The organism is Psychrobacillus sp. FSL H8-0487, assembly GCF_038008385.1.
Lineage (GTDB): Bacteria > Bacillota > Bacilli > Bacillales_A > Planococcaceae > Psychrobacillus > Psychrobacillus psychrotolerans.
Window position 1 is genome coordinate 399,246 of the sequence record NZ_JBBOZA010000001.1, and the last position, 25,141, is coordinate 424,386.

General features: G+C 36.7%; 20 protein-coding genes and 1 other RNA gene. 11 read left to right on the forward strand and 10 right to left on the reverse strand.

The window, feature by feature from the left end; genetic code table 11:
* The first annotated feature begins 92 nt into the window (after positions 1 to 92).
* Positions 93 to 635 carry a YhcN/YlaJ family sporulation lipoprotein gene (locus tag MHI47_RS02010; protein WP_093536167.1) on the forward strand — a complete coding sequence of 181 codons (543 nt, stop codon included), beginning with the start codon at positions 93 to 95 and terminating at the stop codon, positions 633 to 635.
* A gap of 53 nt (positions 636 to 688) precedes the next feature.
* Here MHI47_RS02010 and MHI47_RS02015 read toward each other — a convergent pair whose 3' ends face one another.
* Together MHI47_RS02015 and MHI47_RS02020 are read right to left on the reverse strand one after the other, a co-directional pair.
* Positions 689 to 2,212, reverse strand: coding sequence for a solute symporter family protein (locus MHI47_RS02015; protein ID WP_340761313.1), 1,524 nt, complete (start codon positions 2,210 to 2,212; stop codon positions 689 to 691).
* Positions 2,209 to 2,592, reverse strand: a complete 384-nt coding sequence (locus MHI47_RS02020; RefSeq protein ID WP_093536163.1) for a DUF485 domain-containing protein — start codon at positions 2,590 to 2,592, stop codon at positions 2,209 to 2,211. Before MHI47_RS02020 ends, MHI47_RS02015 begins: the two co-directional genes overlap by 4 nt.
* Positions 2,593 to 2,854: 262 nt before the next feature.
* Here MHI47_RS02020 and MHI47_RS02025 point away from each other — a divergent pair, with 262 nt between their 5' ends.
* On the forward strand, positions 2,855 to 6,673 hold the full coding sequence (locus MHI47_RS02025) for a DEAD/DEAH box helicase (protein ID WP_340829248.1): 3,819 nt from the start codon (positions 2,855 to 2,857) through the stop codon (positions 6,671 to 6,673).
* 26 nt (positions 6,674 to 6,699) lie between these two features.
* Positions 6,700 to 7,464, forward strand: a complete 765-nt coding sequence (locus MHI47_RS02030) for a hypothetical protein (RefSeq protein ID WP_340829251.1) — start codon at positions 6,700 to 6,702, stop codon at positions 7,462 to 7,464.
* Between the two features lie 128 nt (positions 7,465 to 7,592).
* Here the strand turns inward: MHI47_RS02030 and MHI47_RS02035 are convergent, their stop codons facing one another.
* Positions 7,593 to 8,390 (reverse strand): S1C family serine protease, encoded by a 798-nt coding sequence (locus tag MHI47_RS02035; RefSeq protein WP_340829253.1) that lies wholly within the window; start codon positions 8,388 to 8,390, stop codon positions 7,593 to 7,595.
* A gap of 83 nt (positions 8,391 to 8,473) precedes the next feature.
* Here MHI47_RS02035 and ssrS point away from each other — a divergent pair.
* The 5 genes from ssrS to MHI47_RS02060 all read left to right on the forward strand — a co-directional run bounded on the left by ssrS (position 8,474) and on the right by MHI47_RS02060 (position 12,448).
* Positions 8,474 to 8,668, forward strand: a non-coding RNA gene (gene ssrS, locus MHI47_RS02040) — 6S RNA.
* Between the two features lie 620 nt (positions 8,669 to 9,288).
* A complete protein-coding gene (locus MHI47_RS02045; RefSeq protein ID WP_093536156.1) occupies positions 9,289 to 9,894 on the forward strand; it encodes an NADPH-dependent FMN reductase in 606 nt (201 codons plus the stop codon).
* 161 nt (positions 9,895 to 10,055) lie between these two features.
* Entirely contained in the window at positions 10,056 to 10,661 is a 606-nt protein-coding gene (locus MHI47_RS02050) for a flavin reductase family protein (protein ID WP_340761319.1), read from the forward strand.
* Positions 10,662 to 10,846: 185 nt separating this feature from the next.
* A complete protein-coding gene (locus MHI47_RS02055; RefSeq protein ID WP_093536152.1) occupies positions 10,847 to 11,248 on the forward strand; it encodes a MarR family transcriptional regulator in 402 nt (133 codons plus the stop codon).
* A 9-nt stretch (positions 11,249 to 11,257) separates the two neighbouring features.
* Positions 11,258 to 12,448 (forward strand): MFS transporter, encoded by a 1,191-nt coding sequence (locus MHI47_RS02060; RefSeq protein ID WP_340829256.1) that lies wholly within the window; start codon positions 11,258 to 11,260, stop codon positions 12,446 to 12,448.
* Between the two features lie 77 nt (positions 12,449 to 12,525).
* Here the strand turns inward: MHI47_RS02060 and MHI47_RS02065 are convergent, their stop codons facing one another.
* A complete protein-coding gene (locus tag MHI47_RS02065; RefSeq protein WP_340768089.1) occupies positions 12,526 to 12,912 on the reverse strand; it encodes an SLAP domain-containing protein in 387 nt (128 codons plus the stop codon).
* Positions 12,913 to 13,612: 700 nt separating this feature from the next.
* Between MHI47_RS02065 and MHI47_RS02070 the strand changes: the two genes are divergently transcribed.
* Positions 13,613 to 18,058, forward strand: a complete 4,446-nt coding sequence (locus MHI47_RS02070; protein WP_340829258.1) for a S8 family serine peptidase — start codon at positions 13,613 to 13,615, stop codon at positions 18,056 to 18,058.
* 128 nt (positions 18,059 to 18,186) lie between these two features.
* On the forward strand, positions 18,187 to 19,650 hold the full coding sequence (locus tag MHI47_RS02075) for a hypothetical protein (protein WP_340829261.1): 1,464 nt from the start codon (positions 18,187 to 18,189) through the stop codon (positions 19,648 to 19,650).
* Between the two features lie 87 nt (positions 19,651 to 19,737).
* Here the strand turns inward: MHI47_RS02075 and MHI47_RS02080 are convergent, their stop codons facing one another.
* The 5 genes from MHI47_RS02080 to exaC form a co-directional block, all read right to left on the reverse strand.
* A complete protein-coding gene (locus tag MHI47_RS02080; RefSeq protein WP_340829264.1) occupies positions 19,738 to 20,472 on the reverse strand; it encodes a glucose 1-dehydrogenase in 735 nt (244 codons plus the stop codon).
* A 111-nt stretch (positions 20,473 to 20,583) separates the two neighbouring features.
* Positions 20,584 to 21,213 (reverse strand): TetR/AcrR family transcriptional regulator, encoded by a 630-nt coding sequence (locus tag MHI47_RS02085; protein ID WP_340829268.1) that lies wholly within the window; start codon positions 21,211 to 21,213, stop codon positions 20,584 to 20,586.
* A 298-nt stretch (positions 21,214 to 21,511) separates the two neighbouring features.
* Positions 21,512 to 21,964 (reverse strand): staygreen family protein, encoded by a 453-nt coding sequence (locus MHI47_RS02090; protein WP_340829271.1) that lies wholly within the window; start codon positions 21,962 to 21,964, stop codon positions 21,512 to 21,514.
* Positions 21,965 to 22,249: 285 nt separating this feature from the next.
* Positions 22,250 to 22,618, reverse strand: a complete 369-nt coding sequence (locus MHI47_RS02095) for a DUF779 domain-containing protein (RefSeq protein WP_340761325.1) — start codon at positions 22,616 to 22,618, stop codon at positions 22,250 to 22,252.
* Positions 22,584 to 24,104: an acetaldehyde dehydrogenase ExaC gene (gene exaC / locus MHI47_RS02100; protein WP_093536136.1), complete on the reverse strand. Its 1,521-nt coding sequence runs from the start codon at positions 24,102 to 24,104 to the stop codon at positions 22,584 to 22,586. The genes MHI47_RS02095 and exaC overlap by 35 nt, the downstream gene beginning before the upstream one ends.
* Before the next feature lie 430 nt (positions 24,105 to 24,534).
* On the opposite strand from exaC, the gene MHI47_RS02105 reads away from it, so the two are divergent.
* On the forward strand, positions 24,535 to 24,768 hold the full coding sequence (locus MHI47_RS02105) for a hypothetical protein (protein ID WP_093536134.1): 234 nt from the start codon (positions 24,535 to 24,537) through the stop codon (positions 24,766 to 24,768).
* 91 nt (positions 24,769 to 24,859) lie between these two features.
* Here MHI47_RS02105 and qoxD read toward each other — a convergent pair whose 3' ends face one another.
* On the reverse strand, positions 24,860 to 25,141 hold the full coding sequence (gene qoxD, locus MHI47_RS02110) for a cytochrome aa3 quinol oxidase subunit IV (RefSeq protein WP_093536132.1): 282 nt from the start codon (positions 25,139 to 25,141) through the stop codon (positions 24,860 to 24,862).

Genomic DNA, 25,141 nt, shown 5'->3' on the forward strand with positions numbered 1-25,141 from the left:
CAGAGATTGAAATCATTTTTATGAACTTACGCATATTTCCCATTAAATAGACCAAGCTATTTTTATAGCAAATCAAAAGGAGGAAAGAAAAAGTGAATAGATTACTCAAACTAGTATTTATGATGCTTCTCATCGGATTACTGACTGCATGTGGTAATAATAATGATGATGAAGCGAAAGACAACGGGACAGATAAAACAACAGAAAACACCGATATGGTAGATGAAGACATGAATGGAACAGATGCAGGTACTACAGATGGCAATGCTACAAATGGCGGTACAACAAACGATACTAATGCACAAGATGTAGAAGTAGCCGATCAAGTAGCAGATAAAATTACAGAGTTAGAAGAAGTAGAATCGGCAAGTGTATTAGTAACAGACAATAATGCATACGTGGCAGTAGAACTAAAAGAAGGTACGGAAGAGACAGAAGAAATAAAAACTAAAATTTCAGATGCTGCTAAGAAAGAAAATGCTGACTTCAAAAATGTGTATGTATCAGCCAATCCAGATTTATCGCAACAGTTTAAAGATTATGGAGACAGAATAAGAGCAGATGAGCCAGTAGAAGGGTTCTTTAATGAATTCACAGATACAGTGGATAGAGTATTCCCGGACCGAGCAGAGTAATTATAAAGGAAAAAACCGATTCCCAAAGGAATCGGTTTTTTTACGGAAACAAGTTATTTTAATCCAATATTTGCTTTTACATCTACTTCTGCATATTTTCGTTGATCTGCTCGAGCCCCAAAAAGTGTGCCGATCCATCCACCTAAGAATCCGAGAGGAACTGAAACTAAAGCAGGATTGGTGAGTGGGAAAAGAGCTTCCCCAGTAAAGGCCATTGAACCGTCCGCAGCCCATAAGTTAGGGCTTATTGCCACAAGTATAAGAGCGGAGAGGAGACCAGTGATTATAGCGGTCAAAGCACCAGTGGTATTAAAGTTTTTCCAGTAAATTGTATAAATGATTACTGGCAGGTTTGCACTTGCTGCAATACAAAATGCAAGAGAAACTAAGAATGCCACGTTCATAGACTGTGCACCGAGTGCTAGCAGTATAGAGAAAGCAGAAACCCCAACAGAAGCAAGACGCGCAGCGTTCATTTGTTGTTTTTCTGTTGCTTTACCTTTTTTGAAAATTTGTCCATATAAATCATGTGCAAAAGCGGATGCTCCTGAAAGCACCAAGCCAGCTACAACGGCTAAGATTGTAGCAAATGCAACTGCTGAGACAAACGACATTAGAATATCTCCACCTAAAGCCTGTGCTAATAAAGGAGCAGCCATATTTCCAGCCGGATTAGCAGCTATGATTGCATCAGAACCTACAAATGCAGCAGCACCAAATCCTAAGAAAATAGTTAATACATAAAAGATCCCTACAATCCAAGTAGCGTAAACAACGGAGCTACGAGCCGTTTTTGCATCTTTTACAGTAAAGAAACGCATTAGAATATGTGGTAAACCAGCAGTTCCTAGCACTAATGCAATCATCATAGATATCGTATCTAGTCCGTTTGTATATTTCACACCAGGATGTAAATATGCTTCACCATTAGCAGTTATGGATTTCATTTCTGTAAACATGCCTAGAATATTAAAGTTGAATTTCCACAATACTAGGACGGAAATAAGCACAGTGCCGACCATCAACAAGGCAGCTTTTATGATTTGTACCCAGCTAGTTGCAGCCATTCCACCCCATAGTACATAAATAGTCATCATGACACCGACTAAAAGAACAGCAACCCAATAATCGATTCCTAATAATAATTGAATAAGTGCACCTGCACCTACAAGCTGTGCAATCATATAAAACAAAACAATAGTTAATGTACTTATAGCAGCCGCTGCACGAATTTTCTTTTGATCGAACCTAGCAGTAATCATATCTGCAAGAGTATATTTCCCGAGATTTCGTAGTGGCTCAGCTACAATATATAACACAACCAAGTAAGCTACTAAATAACCAATGCTGTAAAAGAAACCATCAAAACCGAAAAGTGCGATTGCGCCTGCGATACCTAAGAAAGAAGCAGCGGATAAGTAATCTCCAGCAATCGCAATTCCATTTTGCCAGCCAGTTAATCCGCCACCAGCTGTATAAAATTCACTGGCTGAGTTTGTACGCTTGGAGGCTATATATGTAACAAATAAAGTTAGTCCAACTATTGCTACAAAAAATGCCAATCCTATTACATTCATTTATAGTCACCAGCCTTTTCTTTTTCAAAAATAATCTCTGCTTCTTTATCAAAATCATTGGCACGGCGGACATAAACCATGCATAATACCCATGTCATTACAAAGAGTGAAAGAGCATAAATCCAAACCCAAGCGATGTCACCAAATGCATTATTATTTAAAATAGTCGTATAAGAAGTCAAAATGGGAAGCAAAATATAACTCAGTAAGAAAAATATTGTTATTGGTAAAATAAATTTGTTTTTCTTTCTTTTCAGGGATTTGAACTCTGTACTTTCTGCAATTGCAGAATAATTAGGCGGACCCCCTTTTTGGGGTGTTGTTTTCTTTTTATCTAGAGGTTTCGTCTTATTTAAAGCAGTTTCGGTCTTAATCGCCATGCACGTTCCTCCTAAATTATATTCAATTTTTAGAATTTTCTATCTAAAAACTGTAAATCTATCATAATAAAGATTAATAGAGTAAGCAATTATTAATTCACAAAATATTCATATTTATTTCATAACTCCTATTGATATTATTTGAAAATAGTATTAGCGAAAGATAGATAAGTCGGATTATGCAATTTCTCAGCTAAAAATGATAACATAGATAAGTTGAATAAATTACGTATTTACTTACGATAAAGAAGGAGGTTTGTTCATGAGCCAATCAGCAACCTTAGTTAAGACATTGCGCTGTAATTTAATGATTACTAATAAAGCGCGCAAAGGAATTCAGGAATGGTCAACTGATGAACATGCCTTTTTTAACATACAGAGTTCTTTTGAAGTACATATTGAAAAGCGCCCAGTAAATAATCATGGAAATACATCACTGTCCATATATTTTGATAATGTAGCAAACAATAAGCTCGCTGAAAAAATGGATAACCGTGTAGTAGTGATGGAGTGTATCCTGCAAAAAGACGGTTTACTTGCAACGGGTCTTTATGTGAGAGGTCCGAAGGTTCCTGTTCGTACTAATCGCCGTCTTCCGGTCAATTTAACATTTGTTACTGCTAAAAATAATGGTGCAGGCATGCCGCTAGCATTGCATACAAAAATTCAAGAACTCCCTGTAGCAGAAGAGCGTTCAGAGTATGTAAAAAAACGAATTTCTAGTTGGGAAGGTTATTTGAAGATTCAAGAGCGTAATGCAGATATTGCGGATATAACTAGTCCATACTCTAAACTTATCTTCAATGCAGATTTTAGTCGTATGAGCTTGCAAGGCTGTACGATGAATGCGAACGAATGGAAAAACTTAAGAGGTCTTAGTGTAACGTTAAAAGGTTTCCAAAATGACGTAGGCGATATATTGAAATCAGATCGAGCAAAACAAACAATTGAAATAGAAATCAAGCCAAAATATAGAGAACTTGCAAGGAAAAATCAATGGAATCCCAAATCGAAAGAGGCAGTTTTTAGTAATTTCGCCTCACTCAGTCAAATTAGACGTCTACGGAAGGGATTTGAAGATTTACAAAATGGGTTAGCTGCCAATCCAAATCTCGAGAAAATTTTATTCGAAGATCGGCCAACCATTCGTGTGAATGCAAAGCGTAAAGAATTAGAATTCCATAACCAGCTAAACGAATTCCAACAAGAAGCGGTAATTGGTGCGATGTCAGCGGAAGATTTATATGTGATTCAAGGTCCGCCTGGCACTGGAAAAACAACGGTCATCTCTGAAATATGTCAACAAAATGCAAAGGCCGGGTTACGTACTCTTGTAGCGTCTCAATCTAATTTAGCAGTAGACAATGCACTTAGTAGATTACTTTCAAACAAAGAAATTCGTATTCTGCGATTCGGTAGGACAGAAAGTATTGAAGAAGAGGGCAAAAGGTTTATCGAAGAAAACGTGGGGCAGTATTGGAAAGAACAAACTTTATCTGCCTTACAAAAAGAGTTGGATGAACACTCTTTAAGAGAAGGTCAGCTCCTTAAACAAATAGCTGGATGTAAGCTTCAAATTGAGGAACTTAGTAAAGAACAAATTTTATTGAAAAAAGCTATTGAACAAAAAGCAGAAGCAAAAGTGGAGTATGAGTTAGGAATAGAAGAGATTAAAAAGTTAAAAAAAGCATTGGTTTTATTAAAAAAAGATCATGAAGAGCTAGAATCGAGACTATACGAAGTACGAGTAAAGTCGGAAGCTTTAGCGCATGAAGTAAATACTATGGAGCAATTCCTTGTGTCTAATCCGACTAAGCAAGAACTTGTCACCGAAATAGACTCTCTTATGGTAGAGATAAAGGGAATTCAAAATTACCTTGTATATAAGGACACGATAGCGTCCCTGCAACAAACAGAAGCAAATGTAGAAACATATAGAGAGAAGTATCAAACCGTACTGACAAAGTTAAATCATCTTGAAAGGTTAAAGATTGATATAGATTCTATCAAGAAGATAGATCAGCTGAAAAGTACAATGAAAGAGTATGGAATAGAACTATCATCGCAACTACAGCAACAGATGGCTGAATTAGATGAGCTAATAGACAAAATTAAAGCATTCAATGATTGGCAAGATTTAAACTCTCGCTTACACGCTGCTATAGATTATGTAGAAAAGTTACTTCTCAAGTATAAATTCCCTGTTGAAAATGTAAAAAACAACATGGGAAGAAGCGGTATTTTGTTTGATACTGAATATACGGTAAAAGAAATTCATCAGTTTATGAATCGGATGAAGCACATTATGACGGGTGATGATGAACTAACAACCGAAAAGTTAGCTATATTACTGGAAGGATTATATGTAAGAGAAAAATTTGTGATAAAGCAGAAATCAATGATTCAGTTAGTAAAAAATAGTTCCATTACTAAGTTTCAAACGATTAAGTCACAAGTGCTCAGTGATAGCAATAGAGAGTTTATATCACTTCAACATCTTCAAACTGATATAGCTAATAAGACCATAAATGAAAAGAAACAACTAGAGTTTCTTCAAAAGACAGTGAATGAGCTAAAGACGGAGATCGATACAACCAATCTACTCTTGATACACTCGGATTTAAGAGGCAGGAAATCGGAAATCGAAGTCTCTCTTGCCAAATTGAAGAAAACGAAAGAAACGGTTATAAGTTATATGGAACAACTGGAAATGAAAAAGAATCATTTTCAACAGCTAACCAAGGAACTAGAGGGAAAACAAGCTATTCTCCAAGACAACGATCAAAAAATTAAACAAGTGAATGCAGATGGTTTAGAGCAAGAGCGCAAACTAAAAGCTTTAGATGAAATTATACTTCAAAACCCTGAACATGCATTCGACAAAGTAGGGGAAACGATAAAAGAAACTAAAGAAGAAATAGTAAAGCTTCAACTAGAGAAGGATCGCCTTCCAATTACGCAAACAGTGCAAAAAGACTGGCACTCACTATTAAAGGATGCAAATGACCACGATTTAGATGAAATTCGTAAGTTATATGTTCGTCATGCCAATGTTATTGGAACAACATGTGTTGCATCTGCGCGTAAAGAATTTATGGAAAACTACCCTGTTTTTGATGTAGTTATAATAGATGAAGTTTCTAAAGCAACTCCACCTGAATTGCTTTTACCAATGTTAAAAGGCAAGAAAGTTATTCTAGTTGGTGATCACCATCAGCTACCACCTCTTGTTGGAGAGGATACTCTAGATGAAACACTACAGGCTATACTAGAAGAAAGTGAAAATCTAGAGGAAAAGGATGAGTTAAAAAAACTTTTAAAGGAATCATTATTTGAACGGTTATTCAAAAATTTACCTAAGACGAGTAAAACGATGCTAGCAATCCAGTATAGAATGCATGAAAGTATAATGCAGACAATCACTCCGTTTTATGAGGAAGAGAATTATCGACTCCAATGTGGGTTGGTTGATTCAGATTCTGCCCGTGACCACCTACTTGAATCGCGCTACGTGAATAGAAAAGACCATCTGTTATGGATAGATATGCCCAACCAAAAACCGTATTTTGAAGAGCGTATGAAGGATGGGAAAAGTCGTTTTAACCAAGCGGAGTTAGATACTATTCGTGACGTACTAATAGATTTAAATGAGGCTACGGCAATTGCTAAAAAAGAAGGAAGAATGAATCCTGATGAACGTAAAAGTATTGGGGTCATTAGTTTTTACGGAGAGCAGGTCAAGCGAATTGATCGACTTATTCAACAGCAGGTTAACTTAACTCATTTGACCTTCCGAACTGGAACTGTAGATAAGTTTCAAGGGATGGAGATGGATGTCATCTTACTAAGTATGGTAAGGAACAATCAAGAAAAGAGTGGAGACATTGGATTTGCTAATGACTACCGTCGCTTAAATGTGGCATTATCAAGAGCAAGAGAGCTGCTTGTTTTAGTAGGAAGCTCCGATATGTTCACTAAACGAGCAAAACAAAAAACTTCTAGAGAAATGTATGGTCGCTTGCTTCAAATTGTAAAAGATAAGAACGGATGGACTAACTTTCAAGGTGCCAGAAAGAAATAATGTTTAGGTTATAGGAGTATATTAAAATGATTGAACTAGAAAAACGCCTCAAAAAAGAGTTACTACAAAATGTTCAAGCTAAAGTAGTTTCATCCACAGCGTGGACGATTCCACTTCATACAATTGAAGTGGAATATAAACCTGTAAAACGTATAAAAATGGATGTTCTAATGAAAATGATGTTGATAACATGTCAAAAAGCAAAAGTAACAAGTGCTATGCAAATTAGTGAGTTACTACTTGTGGAGCAGTTATTTATGGAAGATTTGATCAACATTATGAAGAGAACTCAATTAATAGAAATAAAAAATCAAGTTTATGCGTTAACTGAAAAAGGGATTAAACAACTCAACGATGGAATATTTGAAGAAGAACTAGATGCCCAAAGCCAGAATTTACTTTATAGCCCAAGCCACTCTACTTTTTTACAGGGAGAAATAAAACCGGCATTGGACGGCGAAGAAACGTTGAATCTTTTCCGATATGCCTCGGAGGAAAAAGTAAGATTTAAATGGGCAGAAGACGTACTAGTTGATGCACTTCAAGCAAATGGAATGGAAAAAGTGGATGGAGATCTTCAAACAGTCGTATCTGAAATTGTATCCAACACGGAACTATATGTAGATGATGTTCCTTGCTTTGAATTTATTTTATACAATCCATCAGAGGATCTTCTATACGCGCGAGTCTGGAATACATTTCTTGACCAATGGGATGAAACACTCGAAAATGAGCTGAATGAAAAAGAACGAGTTATTTGGCGAGAGAAATTTTTAAATGTGGGTATGTGATTATTTTTATGTGAGAGAGATTTAATGCTATACAAGAGAAATTAGCACGAACAAGAGGCATTTATTCCTATACGAGAGCAACAGGAAAAGCCCGATTAGCGAACCAATGCTAATCGGGCTTTCTGTAATCATTTCTGGGAATTATAATACTCTTTAATCGGTATAAAAAGTCCGACTTTACCATACTCATCATGATCTAGTGTAGCAAATACAACGCCAATTACTTTCCCTTTGTCATCCAATACAGGGCTGCCACTATTTCCTCTATACACTGGAGCTTCCATCATCATTACAGGGACTTCCCAATCACTTAACTGATAAAAATCGATTACTGTTCCTTCATTCGCAATACCTGTAAATTTAAGTGGATTGCCGATAAAGGTAATAGGATCACCAAATGAGTAAGATGGTTTTTCTGCAAGCTCTAAATAAGGGAGGTCTTTTTCATCTACTTGTAGAATTGCGAGATCTATAGACGGATAGGTTTGTATAACATCTGCTTTAAAGCGTCCCGCTTCTGGAAATCCAACTATTACGCTTTTATTGTCATCGACTACATGATAATTGGTGAGAATTTGTCCTTCCTTTGAAATAGAGAATCCAGTTCCCTTGCTATCATCCGTTAAAACAACAACAACGGCTTCCTTATATCGTGCAATATCTTCCTGTGCTGATAACTTAGCGGAAGTTTTGATAAATTCAATGGCTGGAATGGAATAGATCTGAAAAATGATTGCAAATGTATTGACGAATAAGACAACAGCCATTGTCCAGAATATCCATTTTGGAAAAGGTCGCTTTGGTTTTGGTCTTGTTTTTTGTAACGCTTCTTTTTCTAATGCTTCTCTTTGTGCTTCTAGAACTAGTATCTGTAATTCTTCATCAGTAATGTCTTCGAATTCTTTCTCTATTGATTCCTTGTCCACATCATCACATCCTCTGTAGCTCTTTTTACATTATACCAAATCATTTCCATTGAAATTTAATCGAGAAGAGTATATTATATAAACATAAGCTGCATTGTACGTATGGATATTAAGTTTTAACCTTTAAGCTGTAATAGGGAGTTTTATATAGAGCTGGAATGACACGCCTTGTTCTCTTTTAGACAATAAGGACATGCAGGATAGTATCTGCGAACACCCACTTTGAGGAGTGGTGGTTTAAAACTTTCTAATGAATGTACGGCAAAGGCGGCTTACTTAAAAAGTCTAATATAGCAACAGTTATAGAGCACCCTTGCCAGGAATGGTAAGGGTGTTTTTTTGTGGATTTTAAAATGGGGTTGTTCTGGGGTTGAAAATCCAAATAAACCATCAAGTTAAGGGAAGAAGAAAAGCGGTTTTACGCAGGATTGGTAGATATGTGTCCAGTCGATATATGGACTTACTAAAATAACGCTAAAACACTCATTCGACAATCTCGGAGGAGTGTTTTTTATAGAAGGATAGCAACTACAAGCATCTAAACCCACGCAAGTGTGCTTGAAAGGTCCTATCATAGCCAAAAGAAACCTTGCACAGAGCGGTACGTTTAGCTAGGTTGGGAAAATTTTAACAAACCTTTAAAGCAGTTCAAAACACTTCATTTGACAATAATTTTCGATTTATGATATCATTATCTCGAATTAAAGATTTATTAATTAGAGATATAAAAGTCAAAATCAAATAGAGGATCTTTTTCTAAATTATCTCTACTTTTGATTATTTTAAGAAACTATAGGGAAAAGTAAAGCTATTACTTAGAAAAATATTCACTAAATATATGGTGAATAAAAACGGTATTAGTTTAGTAATACTTGCTACTAAGGTGGTGAAAAATAAATTGGGTTTTTTAAGTAAACTATTTGGAACGCAGGAACCACAACAAGAGGAGGAAAAAACAATGACAAAATTAAATATAGGTATCATTTTAGGATCAACACGTGAGGGACGCGTTAGTCCACAAGTAGGGGCATGGGTAAAAGAATTAGCTGATAAACGTGGAGATGCAAACTATACAATTATTGATATTGCAGAATATAAACTACCACTTTTAGGTGAAGCAGGCGGCGATGCATCAGGTGCAGCAGCATGGTCAGAAATTATTGCAAAACAAGACGGATTCGTATTTATCGTTCAAGAATACAATCACTCAATCACAGGAGCACTTAAAAATGCTTTAGATTATTTACGTGAAGAGTGGAATAACAAAGCAGCTGGAATCGTATCTTATGGTTCAGTTGGGGGAGCTCGTGCAACTGAACATTTACGTGGCATTTTAAGTGAATTATTAGTAGCGCATGTACGTGTACATCCAGCATTATCATTATTTACAGATTTTGAAAATGGTACAGACTTCAAACCAGCTGCGGTACAAGCAGATTCAGTAAACCAAATGCTAGATCAAGTTATCCCTTGGACAACAGCATTAAATACAATTCGTAAATAATTATTGTAAAACGATAAATCATAAAATGTACATGTTCGCATGTGCATTTTATAATTTACCAAATAAATTTTGTGCAAAACGATATCAAATAGATTGAAAGTTTTGCTCAGAACTTATTCCCATTAAGTGCTTGCAACCAGCTAATAGAGGAGTTGAAACTATTGATTTCGATTGATCCCAAACAAAATAGTGAGCGAGAGAATTATAAACTTTTAATAGGTTCTATTATTCCTAGGCCCATTGCTTTCGTTACTACACAATCGGGTGGTGGAATTGTTAATGGAGCACCATTTAGTTATTTCAATATTGTTTCGTCCAACCCGCCGATGGTGTCATTAGCTATCCAAAGACCAAGTGGTCGAGTAAAAGATACTGCTCGCAATATTTATGATAACCAACAATTTGTTGTCCATATTGTCGATGATGAGAATGTAGCGAAAATCAATGAAACAGCAGCTTCATTGCCTGCTTCAGAAAGTGAAATTGAATTAGCGAATCTAACTTTGGTAGCAAGCGATAATGTAACGGTACCGGGCATAATGGAAGCAAAGGTTCGAATGGAGTGCAGGCTAATACAAGCAATTCCTCTAGGTGGAGAAGAACCTAGTAGTGATTTATTCATAGGGGAAGTAGTTCAGTTTCATATTGATGAAGCAATATATGAAGATGGAAAGGTAGATCCCAAAAGTTTAAATGCTGTCAGTCGTTTAGCAGGAACTAACTATGCGACAATTGGTAAAATATTTTCTCTTGAAAGACCTAAATAGTGAATTTCCTTATGTACTGTAATAACACTCTTGCCAATAATGGTGAGAGTGTTTTTTATATGAAACGATCAGCTGTTGAATGAATTATTAAATACTTTACAAATGCAGTAAAATGATATTTAATTAATTAGGCTAACTAACTATTTTAGTTTTATAATATGAAGGAGGATACTCATCTGAACTCGATGTTTGCTAAATTTAAAATACTGCAAAGACCCTATGCGAATGGTTTACAGCAAGTGTTAGGCCCATATCAAATGTCGGAAGCCCAATGGGGATTAATAAGATATATTTCTGAGGTTGGACCTGCGACAAATTCAGAAATTGCCCTCTACTGGAGTGTCGAGAAGCCATCTGTAACAGCGCTTGCTCAGAAACTTATTGACCAACATCTAATATATGTTGTTTACGGTACCGATAAACGAAAAAAAGTGATGCATTTAACAGAGGAAGGCATAGTTAAATATCAGCAATTAAAGAAAGTAGTACATGCTTTTCAAGCTTCCCTCTTAGTAGATATCACGGAGGAAGAGTGTGAGGTAGTGGAAAAGGTATTAGAAAAATTGCAGCAAAATTTTAGGAAGTAGTGGTAGTTTATGAACAAGGAAAAACTTTGGACAAAGGATTTTATAATCGTTTCAACTATAAATTTTTTAGCGACATTAGTATATTTTTTACTACTTGTTACAATCGCATCTTATGCAAAATCGGAATTTGAGGCATCCACCAGTACGGCAGGCTTAGTATCTAGTATTTTTATTATAGGTTCATTAATAGGGAGACTTGGTGCTGGACGTTTCATCGGAATAAAAGGACCGACTACTATATTGTGGGTAGGTCTATCTTTCTTTACTATTACTTCCTTATTTTACTTTTTAGCAAACAGTATCCCGCTACTATTAGTTAACCGTTTAGCACAAGGGGTTGCCGTTGGAATTATAGGTACAGCTACCGGTACCATTGTGGCTCATATATTGCCGAGAGCCCGTAAAGGAGAAGGAATTGGCTATTTTAGTCTAAGCGCTGTACTAGCTACTGCGATTGGTCCTTTTATAGGGATTCTACTATTGAAGATGGAAAATGGATTCACAATCATGTTCACGATGAACCTTGCTTTGTCTATCCTCTGTATATTATTTTTGGCAGCTGTGAAACTAAAATTAGCTCCAATTAAACAACCAGAGAAAACAGAAGTTAAAAGCTCCATTTTATCTCAATTTATCGAACCGAAAGCAGTGCCTATTTCATTTGTGGCATTAATTATTGGGTTTAGTTATTCGGGCGTTATGACATTTTTGTCATTCTATGCAGAGTCCATTAATCTAGTTAGTGCCGCTAGTTATTTCTTTTTAGTGTATGCAATTGTTATTATTATTTCTCGTCCCTTTACAGGTAAACTAATGGATACTAAAGGTGCGAACATAATCGTATACCCATGTATTGTTCTATTTGCTATTGGCATGCTGTTGTTTAGCCAGGCTTCAGCAGGGTGGATGTTACTCCTTGCAGCCGCATTTATAGGTATTGGTTATGGTAACTTTAATTCTGTGGCGCAAACAATAGCAGTTAAAGTAACAGAGCCCCATCGTTTTGGTTTGGCTACTGCAACTTATTTTATTTTATTTGATATTGGTTTAGGGGTAGGACCATATATTTTAGGTTTTATCGTACCTAACACTGGATACCGTACAATCTTTGTAGCAATGGTTGCGGTGATTGTTATTTGTATTCCTGTTTACTATTTATTACACGGAAGAAAAGATAGAGAATTGATGAAGATAGTATAAGTTTTTGTTACAAAAAGCATTAACTAGAAAACGCCTAACGTACAATTCGTTAAGCGTTTCGCTATTTTTTAATATACTCAATCGTTTAGTTTACATTCTAACTTTCCATTTCCATGGATTTTTTTCAGTAGTAAACTTTCAATAGGAAAGATAAATGTCCAAGGCATGCTGTTTCTTGGTTTAATAACTACCTGAGGAATAGTGAAAATATGTTCTGCAACAACTGTTTCGTTTTCCTGGTAGGTAAATTTTTGATGTCGAAAAGTATGTGGTGTATCTGTAAAGTTGTGAATTAGAACAGTGATCAATACCTCACCTTTATAATTCATGGCTTCCCAAATGGGTACCAATTGTATACTCTCTTCACCTTTTTTACTGCTAACTTGAAAAATATCGGTTATCAGTTTTCTGTCATTGATAGCAATGGCCTTCTCCCATGATGCCTCAAATTGTAAACTTTGCAAATTCAAAACTCCTCCATTTAATATCATCTTCCTTAACCATACCAATAAATTTAATAGAATAATATCTTTCATTTTGAGCTTAAATAACCTCTTAGGTATTCGACAATTTGACAACTTTAATTAGTGTTAAAACTTAAGTACTACTAGTTTGTAGTGGTTTATGAGTATATTGTACTTTCAAATTAAAAATATTCAATAAAAATCGGAAAACACTGTAGATATTGGTTTAAATGACGGTTATATAAAATAATTATGATAATAAAGACCTATTATTAAACATTGTTAGAAATAAGGGGACTTGCCCACTTTTTGCGACCGGGTACAATTGATTATTTATTTAAAATGAAAAAAAAGTAGCGTAAAAAAACAAAAAGTTACCAAATCAATAGCTATATGGTTAAAAGTGGATTATAAAAGTGTTTTTTAGAATATTAAACTTGCAAAGTAATTACTATTAGCCTAGTGAAAAAATACTAAAAATAGTTTATTTTTATCATTTTTCAATATTCAGATTATTTATGTCAGAATTCGACATTATTTAAGTTTGTATTACTTTATTGTTGTATATACACCAAGAGAAATTTAGATTGTCACCATTGATTCTATTTACCAAAATTTATTGGGAAGGAGGAGAGGGTGTTTTTTTGTGGGCTTTTGTTAGTTCAGTTGGTAAAAAAATCTTAATAAAATTCAGGGAGGAATGAAGTTGAGGAAGAAAAAGAGTCAAACTAAAGTTCTTAGTGTTGTTGCTAGTGTACTAATGACGTTTTCGCTTGTTGCACCAAATGTAGTTAGTGCTGAAACGGCAAGCAAACTTCATCAATCGTTCAGGGATTCAAATTCCAATTCTATTTCTGCGAAGGACAAGCTAAACAGTCGATTACTTGAAAGTTTCAAAAGCGATGACAAAGTTACATTTCTAATAAAATTCAAGGAAAAATCAGATTCTTTACAAGTTGCTAGGGAAGCTAAGGAAAGAGCGGAAAAAGCAAATTTATCATCACATAATACTAAGCTTATTCAACGATCGGCAGTTGTATCAGAATTGAAGTCTACTTCCTTAGAATCTCAGCAAACTGTTACAGAATTTCTGGAGCAAGAAGTTGCTAAGGGAAATGCAAAGGATGTTGAGTCATACTATATAGTAAACGGAATGTCTGTTACAGCAACTCAGGAAATTGCTGAAAAATTGGCTACATTCCCAGAGGTAGAAAAAATATTACCAAATGAAACTCGTCAGTTATTTACTACAAAAACAGAGAACGCAGTCGTTCCAAAGGCAGAAACGGCTAATATAGAGTGGAATGTAGAGCGTGTTAAAGCTCCAGAAGTTTGGGAGATGGGCATAGACGGAGCAGGAACTGTTGTAGCTAGTATTGATACAGGTGTGCAATGGGACCATCCTGCGTTGAAAGAAAAATATCGTGGCTTCAACAAGGCAAGTGGAGCAGTTTCTCATGACTTCAACTGGTTTGATGCAACAGCAGGTCGCGCTACTCCATATGATGACCAAGGGCATGGGACTCATGTTACAGGAACTATGGTTGGTAGTGAACCTAATGGTGCGAACCAAATTGGGGTAGCTCCAGGAGCAAAATATATCGCTGTTAAAGCATTTACTGCAAGTGGTGGATCAGATACTGATTTACTTGAAGCAGCGGAGTGGATTCTAGCTCCAACAGATGCAGCAGGCAATACACGAGTGGATATGGCTCCAGATGTAGTGAATAACTCATGGGGTGGCGGAGCAGGACTTGATGAATGGTACCGTGATGTCGTGATCAATTGGCGTGCAGCAGAAATTTTCCCGGAATTTTCTGCGGGTAATACTACTCTAACAAATCCTGGTGGAGCAGGTTCTGTAGCAGCACCTGCAAACTATCCAGAATCATTTGCAACAGGAGCGACTGATATTAATAATGCAGTAGCAAATTTCTCGTTACGTGGACCTTCTCCGTATGCAGAGATTAAACCAGATGTCTCTGCACCTGGTGTGAATATTCGTTCATCTGTACCAGGTGGGGTTTATGAAGGTGGATGGAATGGTACATCGATGGCAGGACCAGCAGTAGCCGGTGTAGCAGCTTTGCTTAGACAAGTGGATGCTGACATAACTGTGAATGAGATGGAAGAGATTCTGCTTAATACAGCAAACCCATTAACAGATTCTGTATATACAGCAGTTCCGAATCATGGATACGGATATGGATTAGTAGATGCATATGAAGCAGTAGGATCTATTATTACAGGTCTTGGAACATTAAAAGGACAGGTTTCAAAAGAAGGCGATGATACAGAGGGTCCAGTATTTGAACATACTGCTCCGGCTGAGACGTATGAGGGAATGGCTTTACCTCTAACAATATCAGTTACTGATAATATCAGTGTTTCATCAGTTAACTTAAACTATAAAGATGGAAGCGGCGCATGGCAATCAATTGAAGCGGGGCGCACATCTGGAGACTATACGGATGGTGAATACACTGTAGTAGTACCTGGAGAAGTTATAACAGGGGAAACATTTACGTACAAATGGACGATAAATGATTTCGGTAACAATGAGGTAGTTAGTGAAGAATATGGAATCCAAGTTAACCCTGGTATAACAGTTGGTTATTCCCAAGATTTTGAAGCTACACCTGTTGGTTGGACTTCTTTTGGGGAGAAGAATAGCTGGGAATGGGGTATTCCAACAGTAGGTCCTGATGGAGCTTCATCGGGAGAAAAAGTGTACGCTACTAACTTAGACGGAGCATATGAGAGTTCTATGAATGCTACACTCGTTATGCCTCCAGTAGATTTACCAGAAGGAAACTCATACCTACAATTCAAACAATGGCACGAGTTTGAACAATCTTCAGCAGGAAGAGCTTGGGATTATGGTCATGTGTTTATCTCTACAGATCAAGTTGAATGGACACAACTTTTAATGATCCAAGGTACATCTAATGGTTGGATCGACGCAGAGGTTGACTTGACAGACTATGCAGGTCAGCGAGTATACATTGGTTTTAACGCTTTCTCAGACGGAAGTGTTGTAAAAAATGGTTGGTATTTAGATGATGTTGTTTTACAGGATACTTCTCAAACAGGAAAAGTATCAAAAGGTGCAAATAAAGGTAATAACGGCAATAAAGCAGGTAATAGTGGAAATAAAGCAAACAAAGATAATAATAAAGAAACGGATAAAAAATCTTTGAAAGAAGCAATTGACCCTAAAACGATTAAACCTATAGTGCCTACTAAAATAGCACCACCAGTAGTAGAGACAATTGTTAATCCGACACTTCTACCATTAGGTGCTCAAGTAAGCGTCTTAGAATCTGGTCGCTCGGTTTATTCGAACCCGGCAGATGGTACGTATTCGCTTATGCATGGCGCAGGGACATTTACAGCTAAAGCAGAGTCTTACGGATTTGAATCTGAAGAAAAATCTGTAACGATCGAAGCAGATGGCACTTCAACTGCTAACTTTACTTTATCGGAAATTGAAGAAAATACGATAAGTGGCGTAATCACTGATCAATCGACGGGAGAGGGAATTGAAGGAGCAACGATTATCCTTGTAGAAGATGCAAACGTAACTCCAGTAGTAACAGATGCATCTGGTAATTACTCTCTAACTGCTTACGAAGGAGACTACACAATAAAGATAATTGCTCGTGGGTACCATAGCCAAGAAGTTTCAATTACAATTGGTCCTGATGCAACTACACAAAATGTGGCTCTAGAACCCTTCTACACATATCCTGGTGGAGAAATTGGATATGATGACGGAACAGCAGAAAATGCCCGCGCTTTCAATGCAGCAGGAAATGCTTGGGCTGTGAAGATGTCAATGCCTGAAGGGAAAGAGAACGGGATTGTGACAGATGGTGTTTTCCGATTCTGGGATACAGCATGGCCAAACCCAGGTGGAACGGCATTTGCAGTAGAAGTTTGGGATGCTACTGGGGTAGATGGTACACCAGGGAAAAAACTAGCAGGTCCTATAGATGCAACAGCACTTCGTAATGGTGAGTGGACTGTAGTAGATCTTACAGAACATAATATTACGGTAAATGGTGACTTCTTCATGGTGTACGTTCAAACTTTTGCAAATCCAAATACACCTGGTCTTGCAACAGACGAAAATGGAGTAAATGCAGGAAGAAGTTATCAAGGAGTATCTGGAGCATGGTCCCCTTCTCCAGCAGAAGAAGGGAATTATATGATTCGTGCCCGTGTTAGTTATGAAGTTGTTGGTCCAATTATTACATCACCAGAGACTGGTTTAGTAACAAATGAAACGCAGTTTACTGTACAAGGAACTGCTTCACCAACAACTACAATTGAGTTAACACAAAACGGAGAAGATGCAGGCTCAGTAATTGTTGACGAGGCTGGTAAATTCTCTATAGAAACGGAACTGACGGAAGGATCAAATGAATTTGTAGCAGTTTCAGTACTAGATGGTCGAGTAACTGGTCAATCTGAGCCTGCCACTGTTGTTCTTGATACACTAAAACCTGTATTAACTATCGATAGCCCGATTGACGGAGAAAAAACGAATCGTGAAACTGTAACAGTACAAGGTACTATTGCGGATGAGAACCTAGATTTCGTTCATGTTAACGGTCAAGCTGCGGCGGTTTCGAATGGAAAATACTCTAAACGGATTCTTCTAGATGAAGGTGTCAATGAAATTCTAGTAGAGGCTAGTGACAAAGCGGGGAATAGTGAAAAGAAAAAAGTCACTGTTACAGCAGACTATAATGCCCCAGAAATTACAAATCTGAAGCCAGAAAATGATCTTTATTTGGCAACAGGTAGAAGCGTTAAAATTGAATTTGACAGCAGCCCAGGATTAAAACCTTCGTTTGTGATCCATATGCCATTAACTAATGTAGGACAAGTGACTAATGCAACTGAGCTACCTATGATGGAGCAAGGCAATGGACATTACGTTGGATATTGGACAGTGCCTGCGGATACTGTTGCGAATGGAGCAGTTGTCGAAGTGAAAGTGGTAGATGAATTCGCAAATGAAACAAGACAAAAAGCGACAGGTAAACTATTTGTCAATGTTCCTGCACCTGCGGGACAGTCCCAAGAAACTGAGACAGAAGTAAAGAAAGATGAACCGGTTCAAGATTCAAAAGAATAAATTTAGCAAAGGTGCCAAAGGGGAAAGTTCCTCTTTGGCATCTTTTTGCTTAGTAAAAGATACTTGTCTTTTCACTGATGGAAGGTTTTACTTTTCTTTTGCATATGATGGCTTAAAGGGGTGTAAAAGTGAAGGATTTTGTTAATGTGTTGTTAAATTTTCTACCACCCACCGCATCTATCCTTGAGTTGTCCGGACTGCCTAATAGTCCCGCGGTGTTGTTGGCTGATATCGATAATGACCAAATCAATGAATTAATTGGTGCCTATAAGTATAAAGATCAAAATTACTTAGTGATTTTAAAAAATGTGGATAACCAGTGGCTACCTTTAATACATATAAAAGGAAGTGGATATGGTATTTCAAGTTTAATGGCGGCACCGATTACAACTAATTGGGTGAATACACTTATTGTTGGCTGGCAAATAGGTAGCGAATGGTCCAAGTTAGATTTACTACAATGGATGGATGGAGGCATTATTCAATTGCCCACTTCGAATATAGCTTATAGTAAGTTAGAAGTAGAAGACATGCCTGGTCTATACGGTCCTGATGGTCAATATGAACTTGCGATATGGATACATGATACAGGCGAAGCCTACAAAGTAGATGTATATCGTTTTGAAGAAAACCAACTAGTTTTAGCTAAGGATGTATATCCATATTATTTTAAAAGGGTAGAAAGTTATTATGAAAGACTACTAAAATCTAATGATTTCTCCTACTATTGGTATTATTTAGCGGAAGCTCAAAAGAAGTCAAGGGATTTCGAGCAGTTTATGATTTCTATTGATAAGGCTCTATCTTTCAGTGAGCCGTACCCTTCACTCGAGTCTTTGTTAAATATGAGGAAGCGAGTGTTAGAGCATATGCAAAATAGTAGGAATAATAATGATGAAATTATTGTGTATTCTAGAGGGGACTTAACTGGGAATGGATTTTTGGACACTGTTTACTTAACTGGAGAAAAAACGGAAGGAAGCCCCTTTTGGCAGAACATCACTTTGAACGTTTTGTATCAACATGAAAATACGTTAGAAAGAATTTATTTAAATCAAAATGTTGGGTATAACCCCACCATCTTTCTTGGAGACTTTACTGGTGATCAAGTGGATGACATTTTAGTTGTTATTGATACTGGAGGAAGTGGAGGGACAATTTATGCATTTGTCTTTTCTTTTACGGATGGGAGTATGCAACAAGTATTTGACGTAGAAGATTTTAACGAAACCTCCAAGTTTCAAGTGCTTTATGAAAATTACTACAAAGTTAAAGTAATTAGCTCTAATCCAAACAAGCAATACGTATTAGATTTAGCATATAAAGGAGAAGAATATTTATCGGAAATCTATGATGGAAATGGAATTTTAAAGGAACCAATTGAGGGGTGGGTTGACCCTGTTGGTGGATTGTACCCGATCGACTTTGCCAGGGACGGGACGTATGAACTGATGGCTTTTCAAGAAATTGCAGGAAGATACCATGCTGATGCAATTGGATATGTTCAAACAGTATTAAAATGGGATGGACAAAAATTTATAGTGGAGAGGCAGAATGTTGCCATCTTTGGAGAGAACTTGTCTATCAAATAGTGAAAGTTAATATAATAAAGGTCGATTTTCTAAGTTAATAGAAAATCGACCTTTACAAAATTTATATGAATTTTTCAGATGCTAATATTATTGTGCAGTTAATCCGCCGTCAATAATGAATTCTGACCCTGTTGAGTAGCTAGACTCATCAGAAGCTAAGAATAGTACCATGTTTGAAACTTCTTCTGGTTGCGCCACGCGTTTTAAAGGAATGTGTTTAGCAAATTCTTCTACAGCTGCTTTTGTATCTTCTTGAACAACCATAGGTGTAGCGATAACTCCTGGATGTACAGAGTTTACGCGGATTCCCATTGGTGCTAAGTTTATCGCAGCTGCTTTCGTCATACCACGAACTGCAAATTTTGTATCAGTGTAACCTACAGCACCGGCAACTAAACCATTCATTGAAGAAATGTTGATGATTGAACCTCCACCAGTTTTCATCATTGAAGTTGCTGCAGTTTTCATACCCAAGAATACTGAGACTTGGTTAATGTCTACGATACGACGATATTCCTCAACTGTAATATCAAGCATATTTTTCGCCATTGTAATACCAGCGTTGTTTACTAATACGTTTACTGGACCGAAAGCTTCTTCCGTTTTTGCAATAACAGTTGTCCAATCTTCTTCTGATGTTACATTATGTTTAATGAAAAGGGCATTTTCACCTAATTCGGTAGCAAGTGCTTTTCCTTTTTCCTCATTTAAATCTGTTAAAACAACCTTTGCACCATGCTCAATGAATAATTTTGCATGTGCTGCACCCATGCCTTGTGCTGCTCCTGTAATAACTGCTACTTTACCTGATAAACGACTCATATAAAATGCCTCCTAAGATAGATTGATATAATGTGATAGTTGACTATCATGTTTTACACTTTCTAGTAAACAGTTTTTTTATGACAATGTCAATCAATCCGTCTGTTTTAGTTATGCCTCAATATAGCGTAAAAATACATCCTTCATCATTGCAAGCTGCTTGTCCGAAGAAAGCAATGACGAAAGACTGGTACCATGCTTCGTTAAGCTAGATTTAAACGAAAATAAGCTGAAATTTTGCACCATTGTCAAGATAAATACATCCAAATCCACGTCCGATCTTAATGAGCCATCTCGCTGGCCCTGTTCACCTAATGTGAATAAAATGCCGGCTAATCTGCCTCTTGCAGATAAGTACTCCGCATATTGCTCTGGCGATTCCTCCGCAATTTTCTCATATAAATCATAGGACTCGAAAAATTTTGCTAAGCGCAATTGTGGATCGTTTGTCATTTCCATATAATAATCGAAAATTTGATCGATCTTTTCATATGCCGTCACAGTCTGCTCGATAATCTTTCCAATATCCGAGGCCATTTCATCTGTAATCGCATTCGTCGCCGCAATCATTAAATACTCTTTTTTGGGAAAATAGCGAAATAACGTCGCAATCCCTATATTAGCGGCTGTAGCCACATCTTGCATTTGTATTGTTTTTACACCGTGTTCCAAAAATAATTCCTTTGCAATCTGAATAATGTTTTGGCGGCGTTGTTGTTTCTGTTGTTCTCGTTTACTCATATTCGTCACTCCACCTGTTCTTCATCCATTGATTGTAACATGTTTGATAGCTATCAACTTATATTCGTATCGTAGTATAGCATCAAGAAATTGCTGAAGTGCAATCATTAATATTGGATTTTTTATAGTCTAAAACTTTGGATAATACTATATGAAGGAAGTTTGTTACATGGATCGGAATATATCATTTATGTATTCAATGGCAAACAGTATTACAAATAAGGGAGTTTATATAAATGAATAAGAGAGGAGGTGCCAATAAAATTTGGTCATTTCCTCTTTTTATTTCAATTATTCATTAAAATTGGTTTGCAAAAGTACCCCAATTTTCTACCTTGTTTAAGGGAGGGAATATGGATTGGAAGTGAACTATTATGGAGGAATTATTTAACATAGGATATGAATGGAAAAGCCTCCTATCTCCATATCTGATTGCTTGAATGGCGAATGGTAATTCACGTCTGTATATGTCATTTCGTTTTGCTGCAACAGTCTGAGTAAATTGTCCATCTATATCCAAATCCACATCTACATTATATACATAGGAACCTCCATGTTTAGTCCATTTACCAAGTACTTCATCTCTCATAAAGGTAATTTTATCGCGGGCAAATTTTAATCCAATTGTTAAAAAAAGGTCCGCAGTTATATCAGAATATGTCAGTGTGTGCCTCCTAAGATTTATGGGACCTGTAGAGGTAACTCCATCTCTGAACTCAACATAAAGTTTATCGGGGTTAAAAAGACTCAAGCAACCACTTCCTAATACTTTTTTCTTGATATTATGATATTTCTTCATCGTTATTACGTGGATATTTTTTTGTGTCATTGAACGTGGGGCATAATGAAGTTACTTGGCGGTAACAAAAGTAGGAGGAGCTACGAACTAAAGCATCATTAAGTGATGAACTTGTAGTAAAGACATGGACCTTTTAGAAACATTTAAAATCCACTTATGCAATTAAGGTGAAATATATCCTTTCATAAGAAAAACACACCGCATGGCGGTGTGTTTTTTCTTAGAGATAGTACTCTCTTATTTATTTTCCATTACTTTAGAGCGAATAATGAAGGACATATCATTTGAGCTTTCTAGTGAAAACGAATTTCCCATACCATTTTGCACGTCAATGACAATTTGGAGATGTTGCCAGTAAGAAGAGTTTGAAGTATGCATAAAATATGGTACGTTCATAACTTCACCTATTTTTTCATCTCGGCTACCAAGATAAAAGTCACCCTCTGTCATACAGATTGGTGAAGTCCCATCACAGCAACCTTCTGAATGAACAAATATAAGTTTGCCATGTTGTTTCTGTAGTTGCGTAATTAAGTCTTGAGCTGCAGTTGTCGCAATGACTTTTTCCATTTTAGAAGAAGCCCATTGATCCTTTATTGTAGCCAACTAAAATACATTTTGTTTGTTGGTAATGAGATAGCATCATTAAGTGGTTTTCACGGCCGATACCGGATTGTTTGTAACCACCGAATGCAGCATGTGCAGGGTATTGGTGGTATGTGTTAGTCCAAACACGACCAGCTTGTACAGCGCGACCTGCACGATAAGCAGTTTCGCCACTACGTGACCATACACCAGCACCTAAGCCGTATACTGTATCATTTGCAATTTCCATTGCATCGTCAAAGTCTTTGAATGTTGTCACAGCTAGAACTGGACCAAATATTTCTTCTTGGAAGATACGCATTTTGTTATTACCTTTGAATACAGTCGGTGCTACATAGTAACCTTCTGCTTGATCGCCGTCTAATTTGTTTTGGTAACCGCCGATTAGTAATTCTGCGCCTTCTTGTTGACCAATTTCAATATAAGAAAGGATTTTATCCATTTGTTGTTTAGAAGCTTGTGCACCCATCATTGTTTCAGTGTCTAGTGGGTTACCAATTTTGATTGCTTTTACGCGTTCTAATACTTTTTCCATGAATTTTTCGTAGATGGATTCATGTATTAATGCACGTGAAGGAGCTGTACAAATTTCACCTGAGTTAAGAGCGAATAATACGAAGCCTTCAATTGCTTTGTCTAAGTACTCATCATCTGCATCCATTACGTCTTGGAAGAAGATATTTGGTGATTTACCACCAAGCTCTAACGTTACAGGAATGATATTTTCTGTTGCATATTGCATAATAGAGCGTCCTACAGCAGTTGAGCCAGTGAATGCAATTTTAGCAATACGTGGATTTGATGCAAGTGGTTTCCCAACTTCTAAACCTGTTCCTTGAACGATGTTGAATACACCTTTTGGTAAAAGATCTTGGATTAACTCGATTAATACACACATAGAAGCTGGTGTTTGTTCAGCAGGCTTCATTACGATACAGTTACCTGCAGCTAAAGCCGGTGCGATTTTCCATGCAGCCATAAGTAATGGGAAGTTCCAAGGAATAATTTGACCAACTACTCCTAGTGGTTCGCTGTAGTGATATGCTACAGTATCGCCGTCGATTTCACTAATACCGCCTTCTTGAGCACGAATAACTCCTGCGAAATAACGGAAGTGATCAACTATTAAAGGAACGTCAGCATTTAATGTTTCACGTACAGCTTTACCATTGTCCCAAGTTTCAGCAACAGCAATTGTTTCAAGGTTTGCTTCAATACGATCTGCAATTTTATTTAAAATTTGTGAACGGTAAGAAACAGTAGTTTTACCCCAAGCATCTTTTGCAGCGTGTGCAGCATCTAGTGCTAGCTCAACATCTTCTGCAGTAGAGCGTGGTACTGATGTAAATACTTTGCCCGTTACTGGAGATATAACTTCAAGGTATTGTCCTTTAACTGGAGCAACCCATTCTCCACCAATGAAATTTTGATATTGTTCTTTAAAGTTTACTAAAGAACCTTCAGTATTTGGATTTGCATATATCATAATATAGTGCCTCCTAAGATGTGTTTTTGTCATGTAATTAACACGTAGTTAGCTAAAAGAAATTCACTACTATATTAGTATACTACTATATTTTTTTAAGAGCCTCTTTTTCAATTTTCGATAAATAGACACATTTAAATAATCTGAGTGAGCCATTTATATTAAAAGTGAATAATTAGTTATGCCGGTGAGCGTTCTTCTCGCCACACTGGTGAACGCCAGAAGTTTAGCGTTATGAGCCCGAGCGAGAGGTCTATCCGCTCGCAAGCAAGGTACATACGCCAATTCCTGGGTCCTATCCGTCCATAGCCTTTAATAAGAAGATTTAAAGTGAATTCTTTATACTTATTTTCCGTTCACAAAAATGACAAAAATAATTGACAACTTTGTGAACGTGTTGGATAATATAAGTATAAAGGGGTGTTACAATATGGAATCTTACGTAAAAATGTTGCACGCTACTAAATTGGTCGGGGCTACTTTACTTACAATCGGAATTGCTATTTTTATATATGGATCATTAATAAGTGAGTTTAGTACAGTTATGGGCATTGGAATTGGCGTTGTCATGGGAGCAGTTTTTATCTTTTTAATCGGAATGATATTAGTGGCTTCTGAAGAAATGATTTTGAATTCGAGTAAATATAAAAAAGAGAGCGTTTAGTATAACGCTCTCTTTTGTTTTATTAGTAAGCTACAAAAAAAGGGGGATCCAGACTCTAGAGTCTAGATCCTCCTTTTTACTTTTCATATACTTACATATCCCAAACCAATACAAGTAGCGTACCGAAGATAGTGAATAAAGCGATGATCAAAGCATAGTAAATATTAATGTAAATTGATCCTTTATCCTTGGTTTCTCCAGCATGCATGAAGACAACGACCTGTAAACCTGCTTGAACGAAAGCAGTTATTAGTAGCACAGTCATGCCCATAGTGTAGGACATGTCAGTAAAGTAAACCAAAAGTGCAACTGCAGTCAGTACGATTGAAAATGCAAAGCCCATTACTTGTTTAACAGGGAATAATTCTTTCAT